The 22,334-nt window shown below is 42.7% G+C and carries 20 protein-coding genes, 1 tRNA gene and 1 pseudogene; 12 read left to right on the top strand and 10 right to left on the bottom strand.

Features of this window, described 5'->3' with window-relative positions:
- The first annotated feature begins 53 nt into the window (after window positions 1–53).
- The 3 genes from CXF93_RS17925 (at window position 54) to CXF93_RS17915 (ending at window position 2,328) form a co-directional block, all read left to right on the top strand.
- A complete protein-coding gene (locus CXF93_RS17925) occupies window positions 54–248 on the top strand; it encodes a DUF997 family protein (RefSeq protein WP_101063885.1) in 195 nt (64 codons plus the stop codon).
- Window positions 241–1,677: a sodium/pantothenate symporter gene (gene panF / locus CXF93_RS17920; RefSeq protein ID WP_101063884.1), complete on the top strand. Its 1,437-nt coding sequence runs from the start codon at window positions 241–243 to the stop codon at window positions 1,675–1,677. Before CXF93_RS17925 ends, panF begins: the two co-directional genes overlap by 8 nt.
- Before the next feature lie 249 nt (window positions 1,678–1,926).
- The gene (locus CXF93_RS17915) at window positions 1,927–2,328 is read left to right on the top strand and encodes a response regulator (protein ID WP_101063883.1); all 402 of its coding nucleotides are present in this window, start codon (window positions 1,927–1,929) and stop codon (window positions 2,326–2,328) included.
- A gap of 5 nt (window positions 2,329–2,333) precedes the next feature.
- Here the strand turns inward: CXF93_RS17915 and CXF93_RS17910 are convergent, their stop codons facing one another.
- Together CXF93_RS17910 and CXF93_RS17905 are read right to left on the bottom strand one after the other, a co-directional pair.
- Window positions 2,334–3,281 (bottom strand): pseudouridine synthase, encoded by a 948-nt coding sequence (locus CXF93_RS17910; RefSeq protein ID WP_101063882.1) that lies wholly within the window; start codon window positions 3,279–3,281, stop codon window positions 2,334–2,336.
- A gap of 121 nt (window positions 3,282–3,402) precedes the next feature.
- Window positions 3,403–4,245, bottom strand: a complete 843-nt coding sequence (locus CXF93_RS17905; protein ID WP_101063881.1) for an SMP-30/gluconolactonase/LRE family protein — start codon at window positions 4,243–4,245, stop codon at window positions 3,403–3,405.
- Between the two features lie 126 nt (window positions 4,246–4,371).
- Here CXF93_RS17905 and CXF93_RS17900 point away from each other — a divergent pair, with 126 nt between their 5' ends.
- Window positions 4,372–5,268, top strand: a complete 897-nt coding sequence (locus CXF93_RS17900) for a LysR family transcriptional regulator (protein ID WP_101063880.1) — start codon at window positions 4,372–4,374, stop codon at window positions 5,266–5,268.
- 169 nt (window positions 5,269–5,437) lie between these two features.
- On the opposite strand, the pseudogene CXF93_RS22315 reads toward CXF93_RS17900, so the two are convergent.
- Window positions 5,438–5,909: pseudogene (locus tag CXF93_RS22315) on the bottom strand (pseudouridine synthase); the annotation flags it as partial.
- 148 nt (window positions 5,910–6,057) lie between these two features.
- Here CXF93_RS22315 and CXF93_RS17890 point away from each other — a divergent pair.
- Window positions 6,058–6,972: a YeeE/YedE thiosulfate transporter family protein gene (locus tag CXF93_RS17890; RefSeq protein ID WP_101063879.1), complete on the top strand. Its 915-nt coding sequence runs from the start codon at window positions 6,058–6,060 to the stop codon at window positions 6,970–6,972.
- A gap of 112 nt (window positions 6,973–7,084) precedes the next feature.
- Here CXF93_RS17890 and CXF93_RS17885 read toward each other — a convergent pair.
- The 4 genes from CXF93_RS17885 to rpsU form a co-directional block, all read right to left on the bottom strand.
- Window positions 7,085–7,161: transfer RNA gene (locus tag CXF93_RS17885), tRNA-Ile, on the bottom strand.
- A gap of 240 nt (window positions 7,162–7,401) precedes the next feature.
- Window positions 7,402–9,231, bottom strand: coding sequence for an RNA polymerase sigma factor RpoD (gene rpoD, locus CXF93_RS17880; protein WP_101063878.1), 1,830 nt, complete (start codon window positions 9,229–9,231; stop codon window positions 7,402–7,404).
- Window positions 9,232–9,480: 249 nt separating this feature from the next.
- Entirely contained in the window at window positions 9,481–11,220 is a 1,740-nt protein-coding gene (gene dnaG, locus CXF93_RS17875; RefSeq protein WP_101063877.1) for a DNA primase, read from the bottom strand.
- A 269-nt stretch (window positions 11,221–11,489) separates the two neighbouring features.
- The gene (rpsU, locus tag CXF93_RS17870) at window positions 11,490–11,705 is read right to left on the bottom strand and encodes a 30S ribosomal protein S21 (protein WP_006032380.1); all 216 of its coding nucleotides are present in this window, start codon (window positions 11,703–11,705) and stop codon (window positions 11,490–11,492) included.
- 219 nt (window positions 11,706–11,924) lie between these two features.
- Between rpsU and tsaD the strand changes: the two genes are divergently transcribed.
- The 5 genes from tsaD (at window position 11,925) to CXF93_RS17845 (ending at window position 16,972) form a co-directional block, all read left to right on the top strand.
- Window positions 11,925–12,968 (top strand): tRNA (adenosine(37)-N6)-threonylcarbamoyltransferase complex transferase subunit TsaD, encoded by a 1,044-nt coding sequence (gene tsaD / locus CXF93_RS17865; protein WP_101063876.1) that lies wholly within the window; start codon window positions 11,925–11,927, stop codon window positions 12,966–12,968.
- A 192-nt stretch (window positions 12,969–13,160) separates the two neighbouring features.
- Window positions 13,161–13,652, top strand: coding sequence for an LPP20 family lipoprotein (locus CXF93_RS17860; RefSeq protein WP_101063875.1), 492 nt, complete (start codon window positions 13,161–13,163; stop codon window positions 13,650–13,652).
- A 54-nt stretch (window positions 13,653–13,706) separates the two neighbouring features.
- Complete coding sequence (locus CXF93_RS17855; protein WP_101063874.1) at window positions 13,707–14,309, top strand: penicillin-binding protein activator LpoB; 603 nt, start codon at window positions 13,707–13,709, stop codon at window positions 14,307–14,309.
- 9 nt (window positions 14,310–14,318) lie between these two features.
- On the top strand, window positions 14,319–15,896 hold the full coding sequence (locus CXF93_RS17850; RefSeq protein ID WP_101063873.1) for a hypothetical protein: 1,578 nt from the start codon (window positions 14,319–14,321) through the stop codon (window positions 15,894–15,896).
- A gap of 77 nt (window positions 15,897–15,973) precedes the next feature.
- Window positions 15,974–16,972: an LPP20 family lipoprotein gene (locus CXF93_RS17845; RefSeq protein WP_101063872.1), complete on the top strand. Its 999-nt coding sequence runs from the start codon at window positions 15,974–15,976 to the stop codon at window positions 16,970–16,972.
- Window positions 16,973–17,087: 115 nt separating this feature from the next.
- Here the strand turns inward: CXF93_RS17845 and fis are convergent, their stop codons facing one another.
- From fis to prmA, 3 genes are all read right to left on the bottom strand, one after another.
- Window positions 17,088–17,387: a DNA-binding transcriptional regulator Fis gene (gene fis / locus CXF93_RS17840; protein WP_006032374.1), complete on the bottom strand. Its 300-nt coding sequence runs from the start codon at window positions 17,385–17,387 to the stop codon at window positions 17,088–17,090.
- 15 nt (window positions 17,388–17,402) lie between these two features.
- Window positions 17,403–18,368 (bottom strand): tRNA dihydrouridine synthase DusB, encoded by a 966-nt coding sequence (dusB, locus tag CXF93_RS17835; RefSeq protein ID WP_157824465.1) that lies wholly within the window; start codon window positions 18,366–18,368, stop codon window positions 17,403–17,405.
- A gap of 326 nt (window positions 18,369–18,694) precedes the next feature.
- Entirely contained in the window at window positions 18,695–19,576 is an 882-nt protein-coding gene (prmA, locus tag CXF93_RS17830) for a 50S ribosomal protein L11 methyltransferase (RefSeq protein ID WP_101063870.1), read from the bottom strand.
- A 414-nt stretch (window positions 19,577–19,990) separates the two neighbouring features.
- Between prmA and CXF93_RS17825 the strand changes: the two genes are divergently transcribed.
- Both CXF93_RS17825 and CXF93_RS17820 read left to right on the top strand, forming a co-directional pair.
- A complete protein-coding gene (locus tag CXF93_RS17825; RefSeq protein WP_101063869.1) occupies window positions 19,991–21,328 on the top strand; it encodes a TolC family protein in 1,338 nt (445 codons plus the stop codon).
- A complete protein-coding gene (locus CXF93_RS17820) occupies window positions 21,329–22,327 on the top strand; it encodes an HlyD family secretion protein (RefSeq protein ID WP_101063868.1) in 999 nt (332 codons plus the stop codon).
- Window positions 22,328–22,334 lie beyond the last annotated feature (7 nt).

The raw sequence follows: 22,334 nt of genomic DNA, 5'->3' as shown, positions 1-22,334 counted from the left end.
TTTATCTATTATGATGCGTTATATTCTACGCGATATTTATTTTAGGCTTAGCTATGCACTTAATTTCAAAAAAAACCTTGTTACTGACACTGGGCTACTTCGCTCTGTGGTGTGCAGGGCCGCTGCTATTAGCAGAGCAAGGTAATTGGTGGGGACTGCCTGTTTGGTTTTGGTTTTCTTGCCTATTTGCACCTTTACTGCTTATCTTCTTCCTTATTTTAATGATTAAATCTACTTATCATGACTAATCTCATCCCTATTTTTATTTATCTTATCGCTAGTTTACTGATTACCCGTTGGTGGAGTGCTCGCCAATCAAAACAAGCAGGGGAATTATATCAAGATAAAGCTAAACGTTTCTTTATCGGTGGTCGTTTTCTCAATGGTCCTTTATTAGCCCTGACACTAGTGGCTACCTATACCAGTGCAAGTTCGTTTATTGGTGGACCCGGCGCCGCGTATAAAATTGGTTTAGGTTGGGTGTGGTTGGCATTGATCCAAGTTCCCGTTGCGATGTTAACCTTAGGGGTTTTAGGCCCGAAATTATTAGCACAACGTAAAGCCGAACACGCCACCTTGATTGAATGGTTGGATGCGCGCTATCAAAACAGCTGGTTAACTAAATTGGCCTTGGTCAGCCTCGTTGTCGGTTTCATTGCGATGATATCGGTGCAGTTCATTGGTGGTGCCCGCTTATTCTCGGGGGTGAGCGGTATCAGTTATGAGCTCGGATTGGGGTTATTTGTTATCACGGTACTGGCGTATACGCTGACTGGTGGTTTTCGCGCTGTGGTGATCACTGATGCATTCCAAGGTATCTTGATGATTATTGGTGTATTAGTCATTTTTATCACCTTACTCTCGCAAGGTGGTTTAACCGCATTAATGACCGACGTGAGTAGCCAATCGCCAACGTTATTAAGTCCACAGGGCAACAATGGCCAACTTGGCTGGCCAATGATGCTGTCATTTTGGATGTTAATTTGTTTTGGCACCTTAGGGTTACCACATACCGTGGTGCGGTTACTGGCGGTTAAAGATACCAATGCATTAAAACGCGGGATGATTTGGGGCACGATAATTAGTTTCTTAATGACCCTTATTCCGCATTTAAGTGGGGTATTAGGCAGGGCTTTATATCCTAATTTGACCGTGCCAGATGAGATTATGCCAAGGTTAATTACTGGTCTTTTTGACCCGTTCTGGGCCGGGGTATTATTAGCAGCGCCGATTGCGGCGGTAATGTCATCGGTGGATTCAATGTTGCTGCAGTCAGCGGTAAGTTTGGTGCGCGATGGCGTTGTGCGTTGTTATCCATCATTAACGGCTAACTCACAAGTAAGTTTAACGCGTGTAGCTATGGTGTTGGTGACGGTAGTCGCGACTTATTTTGCAATCGAACCGCCGGAAATGATCGTATGGCTTAATCTTGCTGCGTTTGGTGCGCTACAAGCGGTATTCTTATGGCCTGTGCTTGCTGGGTTATATTGGCCGCAGATTGCGGGTAATGCGGCATTAGCGGCGATGGTAACTGGCCTAGTAAGTTATTTAGTGTTGCTATGGTTTAAACCAGCCATGTTTGGCATTCATCCCATTGTCCCTGCATTATGTATTTCGGCGATTTGCATGCTGGCGGTGCATAGATTTATGCCAATGCTGGTCACTCAAAGAGCATAAATAAATCAGCAGTTCAATACAGGCCTTCTATCTTCGGAAGGTCTGCAGACTTGTCGCTCTTCGATACGCTTAAACTGATTTATAATAGAGCAAAATATATCACTCATATTGAAAATTATAAGATGTTGATTTTAAATGTGAGCCGTTTCATATTTCTGCGGTAAATAGTTAAAGTTAGAATATATTTTAACTAACTCCAGCCTATACTGAGCTAATGTTTGATAACAATCAAAGGGCTAAGGGGTTATAATGAGATGTCTGATTGTTGAAGACAGTAAGGTGATAATACAAATTATTACGCAGTTAGTGCGTAACGTTTCATTTGAAAATCATGCTGATTATGACAGCGTTACTCATGCTGATAATGTCCCGCAGGCGCTTAATTTATTGTCAAAAAAACAATTTGATTATATTTTTTTGGACCTTAATTTACGCGAAGAACTTGATGGTTTACAGGTACTAGAGTATGTCCGTAAACAACAAAAAAACATCCCTGTATTTATTGTCACGGGTGATAATAATATCAATACTGTCAAGCAAGTGATCAAACTCCAGCCTACCGACTACCTCGTTAAACCCGTATCGAAAATGAAGATTACCCGTTGTTTAGAGAAAGCCAAAATGACACATAAATTAAATATCACAGTGTAAACTGATTAGATAATATCGACGCTTCCATCAATTAACGCATCAATCTCCAGTGCTTCAGTCACTATGTTGTGTTCAATACCTGTGACGGGATCAGTAAATTCAAGCTGTTGCGCTAATAACTGCAATGGTTGTTCAAAATTATCATCACACCGGTCTAACAGTGTTGGATATAAGCGGTCATTTACCAATGGCATACCTAAACTATCCATGTGTAAGCGCAGCTGATGGGTCTTGCCAGTAATTGGCGACAATTTAAATAATCCAAACTCCCCTTTAACTGCAATTAATGCGATGGTTGAATGACTATTAGCTTCACCCTCTGCGATCTGCATTGTGAACGTCGGATTGCCTTTCACGATTCTATTCTTTACTGTCCAGCAATGCGGTAGTGGCAAGTTATCTTCATCGTGCAGTTGTTTTAATTGCGGTGTTAATCGAGCGATAGCTTGGTAGTGCTTAGTGATATTGCCATGTTTGAATAAGTCATGGTAGATACTGCGTTGTTCAGGGATCTTACATAGCAGCATTAACCCAGCTGTGGCGCGATCAAGACGATGCGCTGTTACCAGTGTTTCGATACCGGTTTTTATCCTTAGGCGGTTAACCAAGCATTCATTAACGAATTGACCGCTAGGGCTCACCGCTAAAAAGTGGGGTTTGTAGGCCACAATAATGTTGTCATCTTGGTAAATAATTTTTTCCGCAAAAGGCACCTTCTTCTCTACTGCCACTTCACGGTAATAATACACGCGCTCACGTGGTACAAATGCACAATCTAGGGTAATTAAGCGACCATCACGCCAATGCACTTTGCCATCAATGATCCGTTGTTGCCATATCGCCGCGTCAATCTGTTGGAAATGACTGATAAGAAAGCTGAATACGGTAGGTTTATCGGTAACGCTTTCTGGTAATACAATATGGGAAGCATGAGTGGCACGGACTGTAGACATAGGGCTAATAAACTCTGTAAAAACGGCAATTGGTCAAGAGGTGCAAGAGTGTAGCTGAAATCCTCATTTAATTCACGGCCCTAATCACTCTGCAATACTGTGTTATTTCTATTCTGCTATATTATTTGGAGTAGAGGAGCACTTTATTCGCGGCAGTCACTAATACCAGGCTATCCGTAACGGCGATATTACTGATATGAGATGCATCAATTTTAATAAAATAGGTCTGCTCACCAGCCGGATTGAAAACAGCAAGACCACCAGTAGTGGCAAGCCAAAGGTTGTTATCGGAATCAAATGCTAAACCGTCAGCCATATCGCCAGCTCGTGCAAATTTTTCCGGCTTACCCAGACCAGAGGCTGATACAGAGAATTTATATACCCAACCATCTGCCGTATCAGCAACAAATAAACTGCCATCATTGAAAGAGATACCGTTTGGTAGCGTTAGGTCACCACTCATCAAGTCAAGATCTCCGTCTTTCCAACGATAGATACCTCTGACTGGTTGTGCTTCATTGGCTTTTTCTGGTCCATATCCCTGAATACCAAAAGGTGGATCTGTAAACCAAATAGCCCCATCACTTGCAACCGTTATATCATTGGGGCTATTCAATGGCGCACCATTAAAATTAGCGGCAACTACATCTACTTTTCCTGATGGCGTCATGCGGCTTAATTTGCGGTCATGGCGAGCACTCCATATGTTGCCATTGTTATCTACGGCATTACCATTTGAATAACCTGAATTATCAGTGATTTTGCTGAGCGTACCGTCCGCAGTCACCTGCCATAATGTGTGATTAGGGATATCACTAAATACAAAGCGATGCTGTTGATTGTCCCAAGCAGGCCCTTCGGTAAAACCAAATGATTCACCAACCACCACAGGTTCCGAAACTAAACTCTCAGCTTGTGAAGCACCCACGAAGGCCAGAGCCAAAAACGGTATTAACTTTTTCATTTATTTTTTCCTAATGATTAATCTGTATTTCAACGATAGAGCTAGTCTAATAGATTAATATTTTGAGATAAATACCAATAATTGATGTAGATTGTATCCTTTAGGGTTACTAATTGGTGAGGCTATATGGATCGATTAACAGCAATGCGCAGTTTTATTGAAGTAGCGAATACGGCTAGCTTTACCAAAGCTGCAGAGAACTTAGGACTGAGTCGTTTGCAAGTTTCACGGCATGTTCAGGAGGTTGAATCATGGCTGCAACAGCGATTGTTGCATCGAACCACACGTAAGGTGAGCTTAACGGTAGCAGGTGAAGAGACGTTAAGGCGTTGTGAGTGGATATTGCACGAGACTGCCGAATTAGAAGCCAGAGCCTTGTACCAATCCCAACATTTATCGGGAACCATTCGAATCTCATCACCAGTAGGTCTAGCGCAAGGATTACTGCTTGATGTCATTAATGATTTCACTAAGGTAAACCCAGATGTCACAATTGACATTTTAGCATCAGATAGCTTTTCCCAGCTCGTTGATGAGCGTATTGATATCGCTCTGCGCTATACGAGTCAACCGGATGAAAATTTGATCGCCAGAAAATTGATGGCGATTGACTCTGTAATATGTGCTTCTCCAACTTACTTGAAATCACATTCGACACCGAATGAGCCGAATGATCTGCGCGATCACAATTGTTTCATCCATATGGGGGGAGCAACGTGGGACTTTATTCGAGACAATCATCATTACTCGGTAGTCGTTAAAGGCAATATTAAAGCGAATAACTTGGTTACGCTTTCCCGATCTGCGATCCGTGGTACCGGCATTGTGCGTTTACCTTGTGATCTAGCTAATCCTTTGATCAGCAGTGGTCAGCTTATTCCTTTGTTAACCGAATATGCAATTCCAAATAGTTCTCTGTGGGCGGTTTATTTGTCGAGGAGTTACCAGCAGCCAGTCGTTCGCCAGTTCATTGATTATGTGGCGAAGTGCTGGGATAACGATATCAAGCTGATTAATTTGTAAGGGAAAATCACCGCTAAGGGAAGGTGGGACTGTTATTTAGGGCTGACATTCGAAGAATTAGCTGAGTCTGTCATATTAGTCTGGCCTTAGGTTCCTCCCCCCCATATTTATTCAACATTCGAATTATTCTGTAATTTAGGCTTACTCTTCCTGAGTTTTACTCGCGCTATTCAATCAAGTCTATTTCAGAATGACTATTCGCTTCACCGTCTGCAATTTTCATCGTGAAACTCGGTTCGCCTTTTACAATTCTATTTTTTACAGTCCAATGCAGTGGTAACGCGAGTTCACCTTGTTGCTGCCGTTGTCGTAACTCGGGTGTTAAGCGGGCAATGGCTTGATAATGCTTGGTGATATTGCCATGTTTAAATAAGTAATGGTACAGAGAACGCTAATCTGGCAGCTTTGATAGCAACATAAGCCCCGCTGTGGCACGATCAAGTCTATGTGCTGTTACCAGTATTTCTATTCCTATTTTTATTCTTAGACGGTTAACTAAGCACTCATTAACGAATTGACCACTAGGACTGACCGCTAAAAAAGGGGTTGTAGGCAACCATAATGCAGTCATCTTGGTAAATAACGTTTTCTGCAAAAGGTACTTTCTTCTCTACCGCCACCTCGCGATAATCATTCACCCTTCTAGTCACGCTGAGATACCGCATGATTTTATTTAGGGTGGTGTCGAATACACAAAATCATAAATTTACTATATTTAAAGCTAACTCATATGGCTTGAAACATTTCTATTCTCGCTTTCTTATCTTGGTCAAAATTCAGGAGTATGTGGTGTTATTTATTATTACACTGATTTTAATTGCCTGCCTTGGTTATTTAGCGCAAACAACAGGGTTATGTATGGTCAAAGGCGTTAATCAAGCAGCTAAAGGCAAACCGATGTTTTTAGCCGCTATTCTACTCAGTGGCACATTTGCCTGGTTGCCTTTATTGATCGCTAACGTGACCTTGGATCACAGCTCGTTAGCCTCACACCAAGCTACCTGGTTTTCGGCTATTGGTGGGTTATTATTTGGTTTTGGCGCGGCAGTAAATCAGGGTTGTGGTGTATCGACCGTTAGCCGCCTGACACGTGGAGATATGGCGATGATGGTGACAATTTTTGGCTGGTTAACAGGCTGGGTTTTGCTTGCCTCATTTATTGATAAAGTTGAAAGCGATGTTTATATCCTGCCGCCAAGTATGCATTTTATGGGAATGGCGTTATTGTCGATATTGTTAGTTGTCGCCTTGTTTCGTTTCAATAACGATAATAAAAAACTGTGGTTGTCGATGTTAAGTATTGGCATGATGGCGAGCATAGTATTTTTGTATGAGCCACACTGGACGCCAAGCGGGCTACTTAAAGATATTAGTTTGTTCGTGTGGTACGGAAATGAGCAACAATGGCCGTCAGCAGAGCGATTTTTATTGATACTTAGTTTGGTCATGGGAATGCTGATTGCCGCTATTTTTACTCGCTCATTTGTTTTCAAATGGATGACGATAAGACAAGTAGTTAAACATTTATCAGCAGGAATACTGATGGGTATGGGCGCAGTTCTGGCCAATGGTGGTAACGATACGCAGTTGTTGTTAGCTTTACCGGCATTTTCACCAGCTGGGCTAGTTGCTGTGCTTTGTATGCTTCTTGGTATTTATCTCGGTGGTGTCGTGTCTAACATGACTGTGTTGAAAGTTAATTAAGGTGGTTTAGGTAGGATTTTCATGAGTTGACTCGTATTTGATTAAATCAGTCATTTTACTTTCTTACAGACATAAAAAAACACCTGATGTTGCCATCAAGTGTTCTAAAATTTGGTGGGCCCTCCCAGACTTGAACTGGGGACCTGCCGATTATGAGTCGGATGCTCTAACCAACTGAGCTAAGGGCCCTGATCTTTCAAACGTTCTTACGACGCTTTAAGATGCAGAAAGTATATAAGCATAGTTTCTGCGTGTCTAGGTCATATTCAATAACTTAGACAAGTAACCAGCTAACTGCTCAATTATTCATCGAAGGTAGTAGGTGTTCTGTTGCGGTTGATAAATGGGCTGCTAATTATGAACCTTATTTCAGACATAAAAAAACACCTGATGTTGCCATCAGGTGTTTAAGAGTATCTAACTATTCAATTACTCGTCTAAGAAGCTACGTAGCTGTTCGCTGCGGCTAGGATGACGTAATTTACGTAATGCCTTCGCTTCAATCTGACGGATACGCTCACGCGTTACATCGAACTGTTTACCCACTTCTTCAAGTGTGTGATCGGTATTCATATCGATACCAAAACGCATACGCAGTACTTTCGCTTCACGGGCTGTTAGGCCTGCTAGAACGTCGTCTGTCGCGCCTTTAAGGCTATCTTTTGTAGCAGCGTCAACTGGTAAAGAAAGCGTTGTATCTTCAATGAAATCGCCTAAGTGAGAATCTTCATCATCACCGATAGGAGTTTCCATTGAGATTGGCTCTTTAGCAATCTTCAATACTTTACGAATACGATCTTCTGGCATCATCATGCGCTCAGCCAATTCTTCTGGCGTCGCTTCACGGCCCATCTCTTGCAACATTTGACGCGAGATACGATTCAGTTTATTGATTGTTTCAATCATATGCACTGGGATACGGATTGTACGTGCTTGGTCAGCAATAGAACGCGTGATTGCCTGACGGATCCACCATGTAGCGTAAGTTGAGAATTTGTAACCACGACGGTATTCAAACTTATCTACGGCTTTCATCAGACCGATGTTACCTTCCTGGATTAAATCTAGGAACTGTAGACCACGGTTAGTGTATTTTTTGGCAATCGAAATTACGAGACGTAAATTCGCTTCAACCATTTCTTTTTTCGCTCGGCGGGCTTTCGCTTCACCAATACTCATACGACGGTTGATGTTTTTAATCTGAGATATAGTCAGACCAGTCGTATTTTCTACTAACTTTAATTTGTTAATACAGCGACGTACGTCAAAATCGATACGTTGTAATGCTTGCGCATAAGGTGCTGTTGATTGTTGTGCTTTTTCAAACCAAGTGCCGTCAGTTTCGTTACCAGCAAATGCTTCAACGAACGCTGCTTTTGGCATTTTGCATTGTTCAACACACATCTTGATTACAAGACGTTCTTGCACACGTACGTGATCCATCATGTCACGCATGTTATTTACAATGCGATCAAACTGTTTTGGGATCAGACGGAAAGTACGGAATACTTCACCTAGCATTTCAACGTGTAGGCGAGTTTTCGGGTGTTCTAAACCGTCTTCTTTAATGCCTTTTAGTAATGCTGTGTGGAGTTTACGTAGTTCGGCAAATTTTTCAGCTGCTTCTTCAGGATCGGGGCCTTTGTTAACCTCTTCCTCATCTTCGTCATCATCAGCGTCGTCAGATTCAAGCTCTTTACTTGGTAGTTCAGAACCGATATGCGTTGCTGTGGGTGCTACATCGTCCGCGTTGGGATCGATGAAACCAGTGATGATGTCGCTTAAGCGTGCTTCTTCAGCAAGGAACTTGTCGTATTGCGCTAACAACGAGTTAATTGCTTCTGGATATTCAGCTACGGCAGTTTGTACCGCGTAGATACCTTCTTCAATACGTTTAGCAATTTTGATCTCGCCTTCACGAGTCAATAGCTCAACAGTACCCATCTCACGCATGTACATGCGTACTGGATCGGTAGTACGACCGATTTCAGATTCTACAGAAGCAAGCGCTGCGGCTGCGGCTTCTGCGGCATCGTCATCAGGTGCAGTGGTATTTTCTGCCATCAATAGGTCATCTGCATCAGGTGCTGTTTCTAGCACTTGAATACCCATGTCATTGATCATTTGAATAATATCTTCAACCTGATCTGAATCCACAATATCTTGTGGTAAATGATCATTTACTTCGGCATAGGTCAGGTAACCTTGTTCTTTACCTTTAGCTACAAGAAGTTTTAATTGTGATTGAGGGGATTCCATAGAATACTTCCACTCCGGTGACGTGGTTCAAAGATACAGACGCAAAAGCACTGCGCAAACAAAGCAGTATAGTGCTAAACGGTGCTTTTTTCTACTTATTGGTATAATTATTGTGGTCAAAATGCGCATAATTATAACGCTTATCACGTTATATTAGGCGAAAACTTTCAACTCAGCGTTCTGAACCGATTTAATTCGGCTCTTTTTGTTAGATCTTAAATGGGGCTTAATGAATCATATTTCAAGCCATTATGATGATTTTAATTCATCTAAAATGCTTTTATACTCCAAACGCTCAGATTTAGTCAGACCACCTTGCGCTATTTTTAATTGTAGCTCACCGAAACGTTGTTCGATGACTTGCGTCGAAAGAACAAATAAAGTATCGAAAAACTCAGCTTCAACCGCGTCATCTGCGCCATGATCCCAAACCGCCAGTTTTATCAGTGCTTTCTGCTCTGGGGTATCACGCCAATATTCTAATAATTGTGCTGTACTTATTTGATCGCTACTGTTTGTTTGTGCTAACAATTTTAATAAAATATTGATGCCAGGTAATTTTAATTGCGGTAAATCATCGAATATTGGTAGGTTAAAACCAATGTGCGGATTTTGCAATAATAAACCAATCGCACGACGTATCGGTGTTATTTGCATCGCTTTTTTAGTTGGTTTCGTCGTTGCTACGGTTGCAAACAGTTTATTTAGCTTGGTTTCGTCCCAGCCTAAGAAACGCGCCAGTTTTTTCAATACGATGCCACGGTAGAAACCATCAGGCATTTTTTCAATCAGCGGTTTGGCTTGGCTGGCTAATTTACTGCGTCCGGCATCAGTATGAGTTTCAATATCTTGACTTAAACGCGCAAATAGAAAATCGGGTAAGGTTTGCGCATCTTTAAACAGTTGCTCAAGTGCTTCTTTACCTTGGTTGCGGACCAGTGAATCAGGGTCTTCGCCATCGGGTAAAAATACAAAGTTGAGTTCTTTACCATCACGTAATTGCGGCAAGGCATTTTCCAGTGCGCGCCAAGCTGCATCACGACCGGCTTTATCGCCGTCGTAACAACAAATTACTTGATTGGTATTGCGGAACAAAGTCTGCATCTGATCGCCAGACGTTGAAGTACCTAGTGACGCTACAGCATAATCAATGCCGAACTGCGCCAATGCCACGACGTCCATATAACCTTCAACCACGACAATTTGTGGTATTTCTTTATATGCTTGGCGTACTTCGTATAAGCCATAAAGCTCTTTACCTTTATGGAAAATCGGTGTTTCCGGCGAGTTCAGGTATTTGGGTTTTTCATCGGTAAGTACTCGACCACCATAACCAATCACCCGGCCCCGCTTATCGCGGATCGGAAACATCACGCGTTCACGAAAACGATCGTAACGACGAGATTGATTTTCGTTCTCGGTCAATACACCTGTGGTGAGCAGCTGTTCTTCGGTATGTTTGTCACGGCCAAAGCGTTTTAAGACGTTATCCCAACCTGGGGCAGCGTAACCAATGCCGTATTTAGCAATCACTTCTGCAGTCAAACCACGTTGTTTTAGATAGTCGTTAACAACTTTTTTGTTTGGATGCTCTTTTAATTGATATTGATAAAAGCGCGTGACACTTTCGAGTAGTTCATAATAATCTTTACGCTCGGGTGCTGTCGGGCCGTTATTATTGCCACCTTCTTCTCTGGGAACAGTAACACCGTAAAAGCCCGCTAGATCTTCAATCGCTTCGACAAACTCAAGGTTGTCGTATTCCATTAAAAAACCAATGGCGTTACCGTGCGCACCACAACCAAAGCAATGATAGAACTGCTTATCTTGGCTGACGGTAAAAGAAGGGCTTTTCTCATTATGGAACGGGCAGCAAGCCTGGTAGTTTTTACCTGCTTTTTTAAGCTTTACGCGTTTTTCAACGATATCAACGATATCAGCGCGACCTATCAAGCCATCGATAAAGTCGCGAGGTATTCTACCGGCCATATGTACCTAATTAATGAGTGTGAGGATGATTAACTATTAACAATAGTAAGGACAATTACAGTAAATAAATGACTCTAGTGTGGGTAAATCAGTTATGTACTGGCATCGTTATACGATTAGGATTATCAGTTTTATGAGTCCTGAAAGCAAACAAGCCGTGACTCTAGGAGTTCACGGCTTGTTCATAGGCGTTATCTTCAGTAGATTAAGTCAGCGACTTGCTCAGTGGGATAAGCCTAAATGCATACAGTAGTTATACTAATCTGGGATTAGTATAAACGTACGCGACGTGCATTTTCACGAGACAGTTTCTTAGCTAGACGCTTAGATGCTGCTGCTTTAGCACGTTTACGAACTGTAGTAGGTTTTTCGTAATGCTCACGACGACGTACTTCAGATAAGATACCTGCTTTTTCGCAAGAGCGTTTGAAACGACGTAGAGCAACGTCAAACGGTTCGTTTTCACGTACTTTAATTACTGGCATGTTTGCTTCCAACCTATAGGTTAAATGGTTCCAAGTTATCTGGAACCTAAAAATATTTTTATAGTAATACTATAAAAATGGTGTCGAATTGTACTCTAAAACCCGATTACATGTAAAGACTAATAACTTGGTGTTAGGGAAATAAGCATCATTTGGCGCTGGAGAAAAAGACGTTGCACAGGTACTATTGTCGAGTCATGTTTAAGGTGAATGAATAAAATGCGCGTAATAGGAATAGAAACATCATGTGATGAGACCGGCATTGCAATTTATTGTGATGAACAAGGGCTAATGGCTCATCAACTTTATAGCCAAGTAAAACTGCATGCCGATTATGGCGGTGTAGTACCGGAATTAGCGTCACGTGATCATGTGCGTAAAATTATTCCACTGATTAAAGCCGCATTAGTAGAAGCGGGTTGTACGAAAGATGATATTGACGGAATTGCTTATACCACGGGCCCTGGTTTAGTCGGTGCGTTAATGGTGGGAGCAACGGTTGGTCGTAGTCTCGCTTATGCATGGGATGTTCCGGCATTAGGTATTAACCATATGGAAGGTCATATGTTAGCGCCGATGTTAGAGGAGGAAACGCCAGACTTTCCTTTCTTAGCAATGTTGGTATCGGGCGGTCACACGCAAATAGTTCGTGTTGATGGTCTTGGTCAATATACTTTGTTAGGCGAGTCAGTTGATGACGCGGCTGGTGAAGCATTTGATAAAACAGCGAAACTGCTGGGTTTAGATTACCCAGGTGGACCACGCTTATCGGCATTGGCTGATAATGGTGTAGCAGGGCGTTATAAGTTCCCGCGTCCAATGACAGATCGCCCTGGTTTAGATTTTAGTTTCTCAGGCTTAAAGACATTTGCAGCGAATACTATTGCTAAAGAAAGAAAACTAGCAGAAGACGCAGGTGCAGATGGTATTGATGAGCAAACTCGTGCCGATATCGCGTTTGCATTCCAAGACGCTGTGGTTGATACCATTTCCATTAAACTAAGACGAGCAATCAAAGAAACTGGCATTCGACGTCTGGTTGTTGCTGGTGGTGTGAGCGCGAATAAATACTTGCGCATCAAATTAGCGGAAATGATGGTGAAGCAAAACGGTGAAGTTTTCTATCCGCGTATTGAGTTCTGCACCGACAATGGCGCGATGATCGCTTATGCCGGTCTGCAGCGTTTACGTCACGGTGGTGATGACAGCTTAGAGATCAACGCGCGACCACGTTGGCCATTAGATCAAATGGATGCGATATAAGTCATAACTATTTGATTTTTTAGTTGTCATATCTACCAATATGGGTAAATGTGAACAACATAAACCAGACTATCGGTAGGTAGTCTGGTTTTTTTATAACTGCGATTAGGTGGCGCGAGCATATTTAGCAATATACTATTTTGAATTATAATACGATATATTATGTTAACACTTTTTAGGGATAGATTAATTATGAGAGTTGCAGCATTAAAAATGACCGTGGCAGCGGGTATAATGGCTTTATTATCAGCATGTTCGAGTCAAACTAACATTGATAGTGATCTGGACATTAGTGGCGCACCGGATTGGGTGAATATCGGTACGCAAACCGTTGATAACGATTCTGGGCGTTTATTACACGGTGTGGGCATGTCAAATGGCATCGCTGACCAATCCTTACAAAAATCTGTCGCTGATAATCGTGCTCGTGCTGAAGTTGCGCGTATCCTCGCAATCTCTGTTGATGCGATGCAGGCCGATTATACGGCGGCAGCAAATGGCGAAGTCAGTGCCAATGTTGAACGTGAAATTAAATCAAAAACCAAACTTGCGTTGAATGGCGTCAGAATTATTGGTCGTTGGAAAAATCCAGATAATGGCGATATCTATGCCTTTGCTGAATTAGACCTGTCTGATTTGGACGCTGCAATTAAACGTGCGACGGCGTTAACACCACAGCCGTGATCTTATTGAATAAGTATTTGTTAATTGTATTAAATTTAAGAAAGGAAATTATCAATGAATAAGTTGTTAAAATTAGTATTAGGTTCGGTTTTAGTCTCGACGTTATTAGCTGGTTGTAGTACTTCTGTTGAGCGTGTTGATGCTGGTCAAACGGTAGATTTAAGCGGCGCGTGGAACGACACTGACTCACAAATGGTAGCGCAAGAAATGATCAGTGATGTGTTAGCACGTCCTTGGTATAACAAGTTCACCGCAAAAACTGGTCAATCACCGTCCGTTATCGTCGGCACCGTGCGTAACTTAAGCCATGAACACATCAATACCAAAACCTTTGTGAATGAAATGGAACGCGAGCTAATTAATAGCGGCCAAGTTGAGTTTGTCGCATCAAGTGACGAGCGTTCGGAGATCCGTGAAGAGCGTATTGACCAAGACTTAAATGCCACTGAATCAACCCGTAATGCAGCAGGCCAAGAACAAGGCGCTGACTTTATTCTGAAAGGTCAGATCAATACCATTATTGATACTGCAGATAGCGAACAAGTACGTTATTACCAAGTTGATTTAAGCCTCATTAGCCTAGCGGATAATCGCAAGGTATGGGTAGGTCAGAAGAAACTGAAGAAATTAGTGTCTAACGGTAAACTACGTTATTAATAGGTTGTGATGAAAGCTGTATTAACATTTTTACGTTCGCGTCGTTATCTCGCTGTTATTGGGTTTAGTTTATTGCAAGGTTGTTCAATGCAGCAGCATCAACTCAATGATTTGGCCCAAACATTAGATAATGGCAATGCGAGTCAAGTATTGACCGAAGTTGCGCAACGGGAGTACCCGGAGCGCGATCTTGCCCAATATAAACTCACACTCGGTTTATTGCGTGCTGTGAATGGCGATTTTGCTGGTGGCATTAATGAATTGCAGGCCGCGAAAACGGAAATTAACCAACTGCAAGCGCTCAGTGTTAGTGAAAACATTGGTGCGGTAACAGTTAATGAAACCTTACGCAGTTATACCAGTACCGCCAGTGAACGGATGTTATTACAGCAACTATTGATTTTATCTTACTTGATGGAAGATGATCTTGATGGTGCGCGGGTTGAAGTATTGCAAATGCAAGAATTAGCCAAAAGCTTACCGGAAAGTGGCCTGTCAGGACTAGTATCAAGTAGTTATTACTTGGGTGGTTTGGTGTATGAGCTCGGTGATGAAACCGATAGCGCCATGATCAGTTATCGCCAAGCTTACCAAGTAATGCAAACCAGTGAAGCCTCGATACCGCGGGTATTGCAAGACAGCTTGTTGCTCGCGTCGAAGCAGTTAGGTCTCAGATCTGAACATGATAAATATGTTCAGAAATTTGGTCATGACGTCAAGCCGCTCGCTCGTAATAAAAGCCAGTTGGTTTTGGTGTACTGGGGCGGCGTTGTGTCGGCAAAGCAACAGCAATACATGAGCGTATATGCACCAAGTTTGGGTTACAACATTTCCTTGGCGCTACCTTACTATGCCAAGAATTATGTCAAACCGGTACCTTGGCGTTTTAGCGTATTAGGAAAAACTGCTGAAACTGAAATTTTTGATGATGTAAATTTATTAGCTCGTGCTGATCTCGAGGCCGAATCGGCAGCGATTTATGCCGCGGCATTAGCACGGGTTATCATCAAACAAACGGCATTACACGAAGTGCAAAAAAAGGACGAGGACGGATTGGCGACCTTGTTATTGAATATTACCAGTATGATCAGCGAAATGGCGGATGTACGTAGTTGGAATATGTTACCGGCCAGTATTCAAGTTCAACGTTTGACACTGGATGCGGGCACTTATTATTTACAGCAACCGAGCCTAACCCAAGGTTTATCTGTTACCGATGTTGCGCCGATAATTCCAGTATTAACGACACCTGAGTTAGTCGCGCCTGTGTTGATTAATGCCACGGCGAGTATCTCTGATGATATCGCAGATAGTGCTGACGAGTCTGACAACGGCTTAAGTTTACCGCCGTCGAATACGGCGTTAGCGGATGCTGCTACCAACTCAGATGCTATTAGCTCCAATACTAATAGTTCTGATCGTATCAACTCAGATACGATTAGCCCAGAGTCAGTCGCGATGACCAATATTGGCCATCTTCCAGCTGTTACTGTGGCGGCGGCGCCTTTGTTGTTAAAACCAGGGCAAACCGTTTTACTGTTTTATTCGAGTGCGGCTAAAAAAGCATATACCCCCTTATCACCTTAGTTATTCCTAAGCTGCTTGCCCAATGATTTAAATATGGGCGGGCGCTTAAGTCTCGGTTTGTTACAGGACACGACAACATGATCAATAAATTTTTTTCGACCAGTTTAATCTCTGCCGCTGCTATCTTGATGAGTGCATGTAGCAGTACCCCAGAACGACCTACTTGGTTAGATGGGGCTGATGTTAACTATCCTGAAAACGTTTATTTAACCGCTTCAGGACAAGCGAAAACCAGCAGTGTTGCCGATAACCGCGCATTAGCTAATTTAGCCAAGATATTCGAAGTATCGATTGCCGATGACAGTATTGATTTTAGCGAAGCCAGTATTAGTCAGAGCAATGCTAGTGGTACTACGGTTCGTCAGGTTGATAACAAGCAAACCTTATCACGCTTTGTAAATACCCAAGCTCAGCAAGTGCTACAAGGCACCAGTATTGTTGAGCGTTGGCAAGATCCAGAGACGGGTCAGCAGTCGAGTCTCGCAGTGATGAAGAAGGCGCCTGCCGCGGCATTATTCATGCAATCGATACGTGCTGCAGATGAGCAAACTAGCGCTGCAGTGAAGTATGCCGAGCAACAAGCACCAAACCCACTGATTGCCCTTAGTGCATTAGAAAGTGCGCGTGAGCGTCAAATTACGCGCTTAAATGATAATAATAACCTGCGTGTAGTGACTGGCAACGATGTCAATGTGGAGTATTCGGTTGAAACCTTAACTCGGATGATTAAAACGCGTTTAGCGGCATTATCTTTTGCTACGTCAGCAACCGATGAGCAAGCGTTACTGTCCCTGCAAAGCGGCGCTGCTGAAGTGGGCGTACAGCTTAAAGATGATAGCCAATACAAATTAGTCTTAACCTTAGATAAAGGCGCGGTAGAGCAACACCAAGCGTGGTATTGGTTACGTGGCAACATTGTCTTGAATGTCATGGATGGTAGTAAGAGTATCGCTAATCAACGCTGGCCATTTAAGATCTCGGCGCAAAGCGAACAATTATTAGAACAGCGACTTGCGGTTAAACTAAGCACGGAGCTGCCGGGTTATGTTTATCAAGTATTAACTCCAGAAATGTAAGTCAGTTTTACTTCTTACCTCTACCGCTTAGTCTGACTCGTTTTTAAGATATAAAAAAGCCAGCCCTGATAAATCAGGGCTGGCTTTTTATTACGTTACGTTAAGGCAATAACGCTTAGTTCATGCCGTAACGTTTTAGTTTCTTCCGAAGAGTACCACGGTTGATGCCCATCATCACAGCTGCACGGGTTTGGTTACCGCGCGTATACTGCATAATGATATCTAGCATTGGCGCTTCAACTTCTGCTAGTACCAAGTCATAAAGGTTTTCTACGTCTTGGCCGTTTAATTGTGCAAGGTAATTTCGTAGTGCTTGTTGGACAGAATCACGTAATGGTTTCTGTACAATTTGCTCAGCTTGTTGCACGGTTGCAGAAGTTGTTAAGGCACTAGGAGCCAGATTTTGTTCAAACATATATTGCTCTTCTCGTTAGCTTAAATCATCAAAATATTTCATTAATGCAAGGTGTTGTTCCACAGAACTGTCCAATGCATTAAAGCTTTTACGAAACTCAACACCATTAGTCTGGTGTTGTATGTACCAACCGACGTGTTTGCGCGCAAATCGAACGCCTTTAAACTCACCGTAGAACTGGTGTAGGTTTTCGACATGTTGCAAAATGACTCGGCGAACTTCATCAGCAGTTGGTACGGGTAATTTTTCACCTGTTTTAAGATAGTGATTTATTTCCCGAAAAATCCAAGGATTACCTTGAGCTGGACGTCCGATCATCAGACCGTCAACACCCGTGTACTCAAGTACCTGTTTAGCTTTTTCTGGGCTATCGATATCACCATTTGCGATCACAGGTATGCTAATGCTAGCTTTAATCGCTTTTATAGTGTCGTATTCTGCCATGCCCTTGTACAGGCAAGCGCGAGTACGACCATGAACCGCGAGGGCTTGAATTCCAGCTTGCTCGGCGATTTCAGCTATCTCTACACCGTTGCGATTTTCTGGATCCCAACCGGTACGTATTTTTAGTGTTACTGGTATATCGACCGCGTTTACTACCGCGTCCAAGATCCGTTTCACTTGTTCTGGGTGTTGCATCAATGCAGAACCGGCAAATTTCTTGTTCACTTTTTTCGCCGGACAACCCATGTTGATATCAATGATCTGCGCACCATTTTTTACATTGTGCTGCGCGGCCGCGGCCATCAACTCTGGATCTGCTCCTGCTATTTGCACGGAGCGGATCCCAGTTTCGCCAGCATGATCCATGCGCTGTTGCGATTTTTCTGAAGACCAAACTCGAGGGTTACTCGATAACATCTCTGACACAGCCATACCAACACCCAAATCACGACAAAGTTGACGGAAAGGACGATCGGTTACACCAGCCATTGGAGCCAAGAATAATTGGTTATCCAGAAGATAAGGACCTATTTTCATCTGTTGCGGCTCATTTGCTCTAAGGCGGCGTATGTTACGCATTTTTCACCCGAGTTAAAAGGTTAATAATTAGACTATTGAATATTTTTTTAGTTAAAATCATTAAATAGTCTAAAAAACACCTCTAAATCAAATTATAACCACAGATAATCTAGCTAAAATGCTTATTATGCAATTTTCATTGAGGTTAAATGAGAAATTGAGATAGCGTGTATTTTAGCCTGATTAATTACCGTTCGCACGTTTTTTACGTGTTTACTGTTTAATTAATCTACACAAGCCTGATTTTTGCATTTGCTTATGTAGATTAAACAGTATGGGTAATATTATTTGATTTGGCCGTTTAATCGCGCCCACTCATCAGACAGCGTTGGTTCATCCATGATGCAGTGTTGACGATAAATTTCGTTCAATTCTGCTGCTTGATGATCCAAAATACCAGATAATGCTAGTTTGCCACCTGGTTTTAAGAAGCTAACGATAAGCCCTGATAGCTCACGTAGCGGTGCTGCAAGGATATTTGCAACCACGACATCGGCTTTGATACCTTCAGGTTGATCTGCAGGTAAGTACAATTCGATTTTATCAGCAACACCATTACGTTCAGCGTTATCACGACTTGCTAAAATAGCTTGTGGGTCGATATCAACACCAATTACACGCTTGGCGCCTAATTTAAGTGCTGCGATTGCTAAGATGCCAGAACCACAACCGAAATCGACAACTGTTTTGCCTGTTAGGTCTTGGCCATCTAACCATTTAAGGCACAATGCTGTTGTTTGGTGAGTACCTGTACCAAATGCTAAACCGGGATCAAGCATCACGTTAACCGCATTTTCATCCGGCACTGGACGCCAGCTTGGGCAGATCCATAGGCGCTCGCCAAACTGCATTGGGTGGAAGTTTTCCATCCATTCGCGTTCCCAGTCTTTGTCTTCTAGGATTTCTAATTTGTGGCGGAAATCTGGACCTAATACCTTGGTTTTTGCTAAGAAGGCTAAGATTGGCTGCATATCTTTATCAGCGTCAAATAGACCTGTTACATCTGTATCACCCCAAAGCAGTGTTTCACCCGGAAGTGGTTCAAAGATAGGCGTATCTTGTGAGTCCATAAATGTGACCGCACTTGCTCCTGCGCCAGATAGCATATTACCTATCTTCTCAGCTGTTTCTTCGTTAGCATTAATTTTTAATTGGATCCAAGGCATCTATTTTCTCTCAGTTATTTCGTGGGCATAATTGTACGCATCTAAGCTATAAGACACCATCGGTTAATGGTAATTAAATGCAAATTTACAGTTTTTATTGTCTTACCCCTGTCTCGTACAGGCGTTCAATTGACCGTTTGTTAGCAAGCTGTTATTGAAATTAGTCTAATTCTGACGTAGTTCTCGATAAATTTATGCGTTATCATTTGGTTTTTGTTATGCATTGTCGTTCTTATTAGGCTATTTTTAGAGTATAAACTCTACTATCGGCTATTCAGATATAAAAATGACGGTGTGTACAGTTATTGACAATATTATCCATCGCTGTTTAATTATTTGATATTAATAGCTTAGTTCGTTATTCAATTAATGTTGATGGACTATTCCACAACGGCGTGATCTTAGGAATAAGTAATGAAAATAGTTTTTTATGGCGTTATTACGGCTATTGCGTTGAGTTGTAATGTGCAAGCCGCCGCTATCGATTTTTCTACCGCTTGGTATCAAGTGGCGCAGAAAAATGATGCCCTACAGGCAAAAAAAGAAGAAGTGAAATATTCGCAAGCATTACAAGATGCAGCCAAGTCGCTGTATTTACCGAACGTTGATATTACCGGTTCGTATACCCATTTTGATAAGCCTATTTCGGTAGATACACCACCTGTGGGAAATTTCATCCCTTCTTTTAATGTCCCGTTAACCAATCAGAACTTTGCTCATTCGTCATTGAATGCAGTGTTACCTGTGTACACCGGTGGCCGTATTACCGCTGCGCAAGACATACGTCAAGCGCAAGTGGATGAGGCGCAAAGTAACTATAACTTAGCCACACGCGCTACCTTTACCCAGTTGGTGCAGTATTACTTTGGCGTGGTGTTAGCAGAACAAGTTTATCAAGTGCGCCTCGATGCGGTAGATGCGTTAGCCGACCACCTAAATCATGCGGTGAAGTTTGAACAACAAGGCCAGATCGCTAAAGTCGAACGGTTAATGGCGCAAGTGTCATTGGATAAAGCCCAAATTGAAGCGCAAAAATCCCTGCGTGATTATGAAATTGCCAAGCTGGCGTTAACCAAAATGCTCAAGCAGCAAGACTCGGTATTGCCGACCACGCCGTTATTTGTCAATAACAGTGTTACCTCGGTGACGCCGTATTTAACTAAAACCTTAACCGACCATCCCGGTATTGCCATCTTAAATGCCAAACGTGAGCAAGCGAAAGGCATGGTGGACATGGCATCAGCCAAGCATTTACCTGAGGTCATGCTATATGGTAATTATAATTTATATAGCGATGATTCTGCGACCGGGGAGTTATTACCGGAATGGATGGTGGGTGTTGGCGTGCGCATTCCGATTATAGAGCGCTCGGGTACTTCACAAGAAGTGGTGGCAGCAAAAAGTTCGGTACGTCAGGTGAATTTATTACAAATGCAAATGCAGCAAGACTTATCGATTCTGGTGGAAAAAACCTATGCAGAAATGAGTCAGGCATTGGAAGAATATAATTCCTTGGCATCCAGCCAAGCATTATCAGAAGAGACCGTGGTACTGCGTCAAAAAGCGTTTAGCCAAGGTTTATCAACCTCACTGGAAGTGGCTGATTCACAACTATATGCCACCAGTATTCGGGTTCAGCGTCTGTCTGCAAGCTATAACTATGTCAAATCACTGGCACAATTATTATCTGTGAGTGGCGATATCGACCACTTCATGGACTATCTACAAATCAATGGTATCGAGGTTAAATAAATGAGTAACGTTAAAAAAGGCATCATTGCGGTAGTCGTATTAGTTGTTATTGGCTGGTTAGTATTTGAATTTAATAAGGCTTATGAGCCGAAAAATATTTTGTTACAAGGCCAGATTGAAGCCGAGCAATATAATGTATCTTCTAAGATCCCGGGACGCATTGCGTCAGTGGATGTGAAGAAAGGTGAGCAAGTGAGTCAAGGGCAATTAATTTTTTCGTTAGCGAGTCCTGAATTAGATGCCAAACTGGTGCAAGCAAAAGCCGGTCGTTCAGCGGCAACGGCGATGCGCGAACAAGCTGAAACGGGTGCCCGTGAGCAACAAATTATCGCCGCTAAAGATCAGTGGAAAAAAGCCCAAGCCGCAGCGCAGTTGATGGATAAAACCTATCAGCGTGTGGATAACCTCTATAATGACGGGGTATTGCCAGAACAAAAACGCGATGAAGTCTATACCAAATGGCAGGCGTCGAAGTATACCCAAAATGCGGCTTACCAAGGTTACCAAATGGCGAGAGAAGGCGCGCGCAAAGAAACCAAGCAAGCGGCGATAGAACAAGAGCGTATGGCCCAAGGTGTGGTGACGGAAGTCGAGTCATATACCAAAGATACTAAGCAATATGCTCTGCGTGATGGTGAAGTGGTGCAGATCTTATTGAAAGAAGGTGAATTAGCGCCAACGGGTTTCCCGGTAGTGAGTATTGTCGATATCAACGATAGCTGGGCAGTATTTAATATTCGTGAAGACTTATTACCACGATTGAAAAAAGGCACGTTATTAACCGCGCGTATCCCAGCATTGGGTCACGCGATGCATCAATATCAAGTTACACACATTGCGGTGATGGGTGATTATGCGACTTGGCGTTCGACCGATAATGCTAAAGGCTTTGATTTACGCACGTTTGAGATTGAAGCAAGACCGGTTAAGCCAATTGCGGATCTGCGTGTGGGTATGAGCGTCCTTGTTGAGCTGGCGCCGTCAGCCACTGCGCAGTAAGTTGGTT

The sequence above is a fragment of the Moritella sp. Urea-trap-13 genome, assembly GCF_002836355.1.
In the GTDB taxonomy this organism is placed as follows: domain Bacteria; phylum Pseudomonadota; class Gammaproteobacteria; order Enterobacterales; family Moritellaceae; genus Moritella.
Note: the sequence above shows the minus strand (reverse complement) of the source record. Positions and strands in the feature narration are given on the sequence as shown.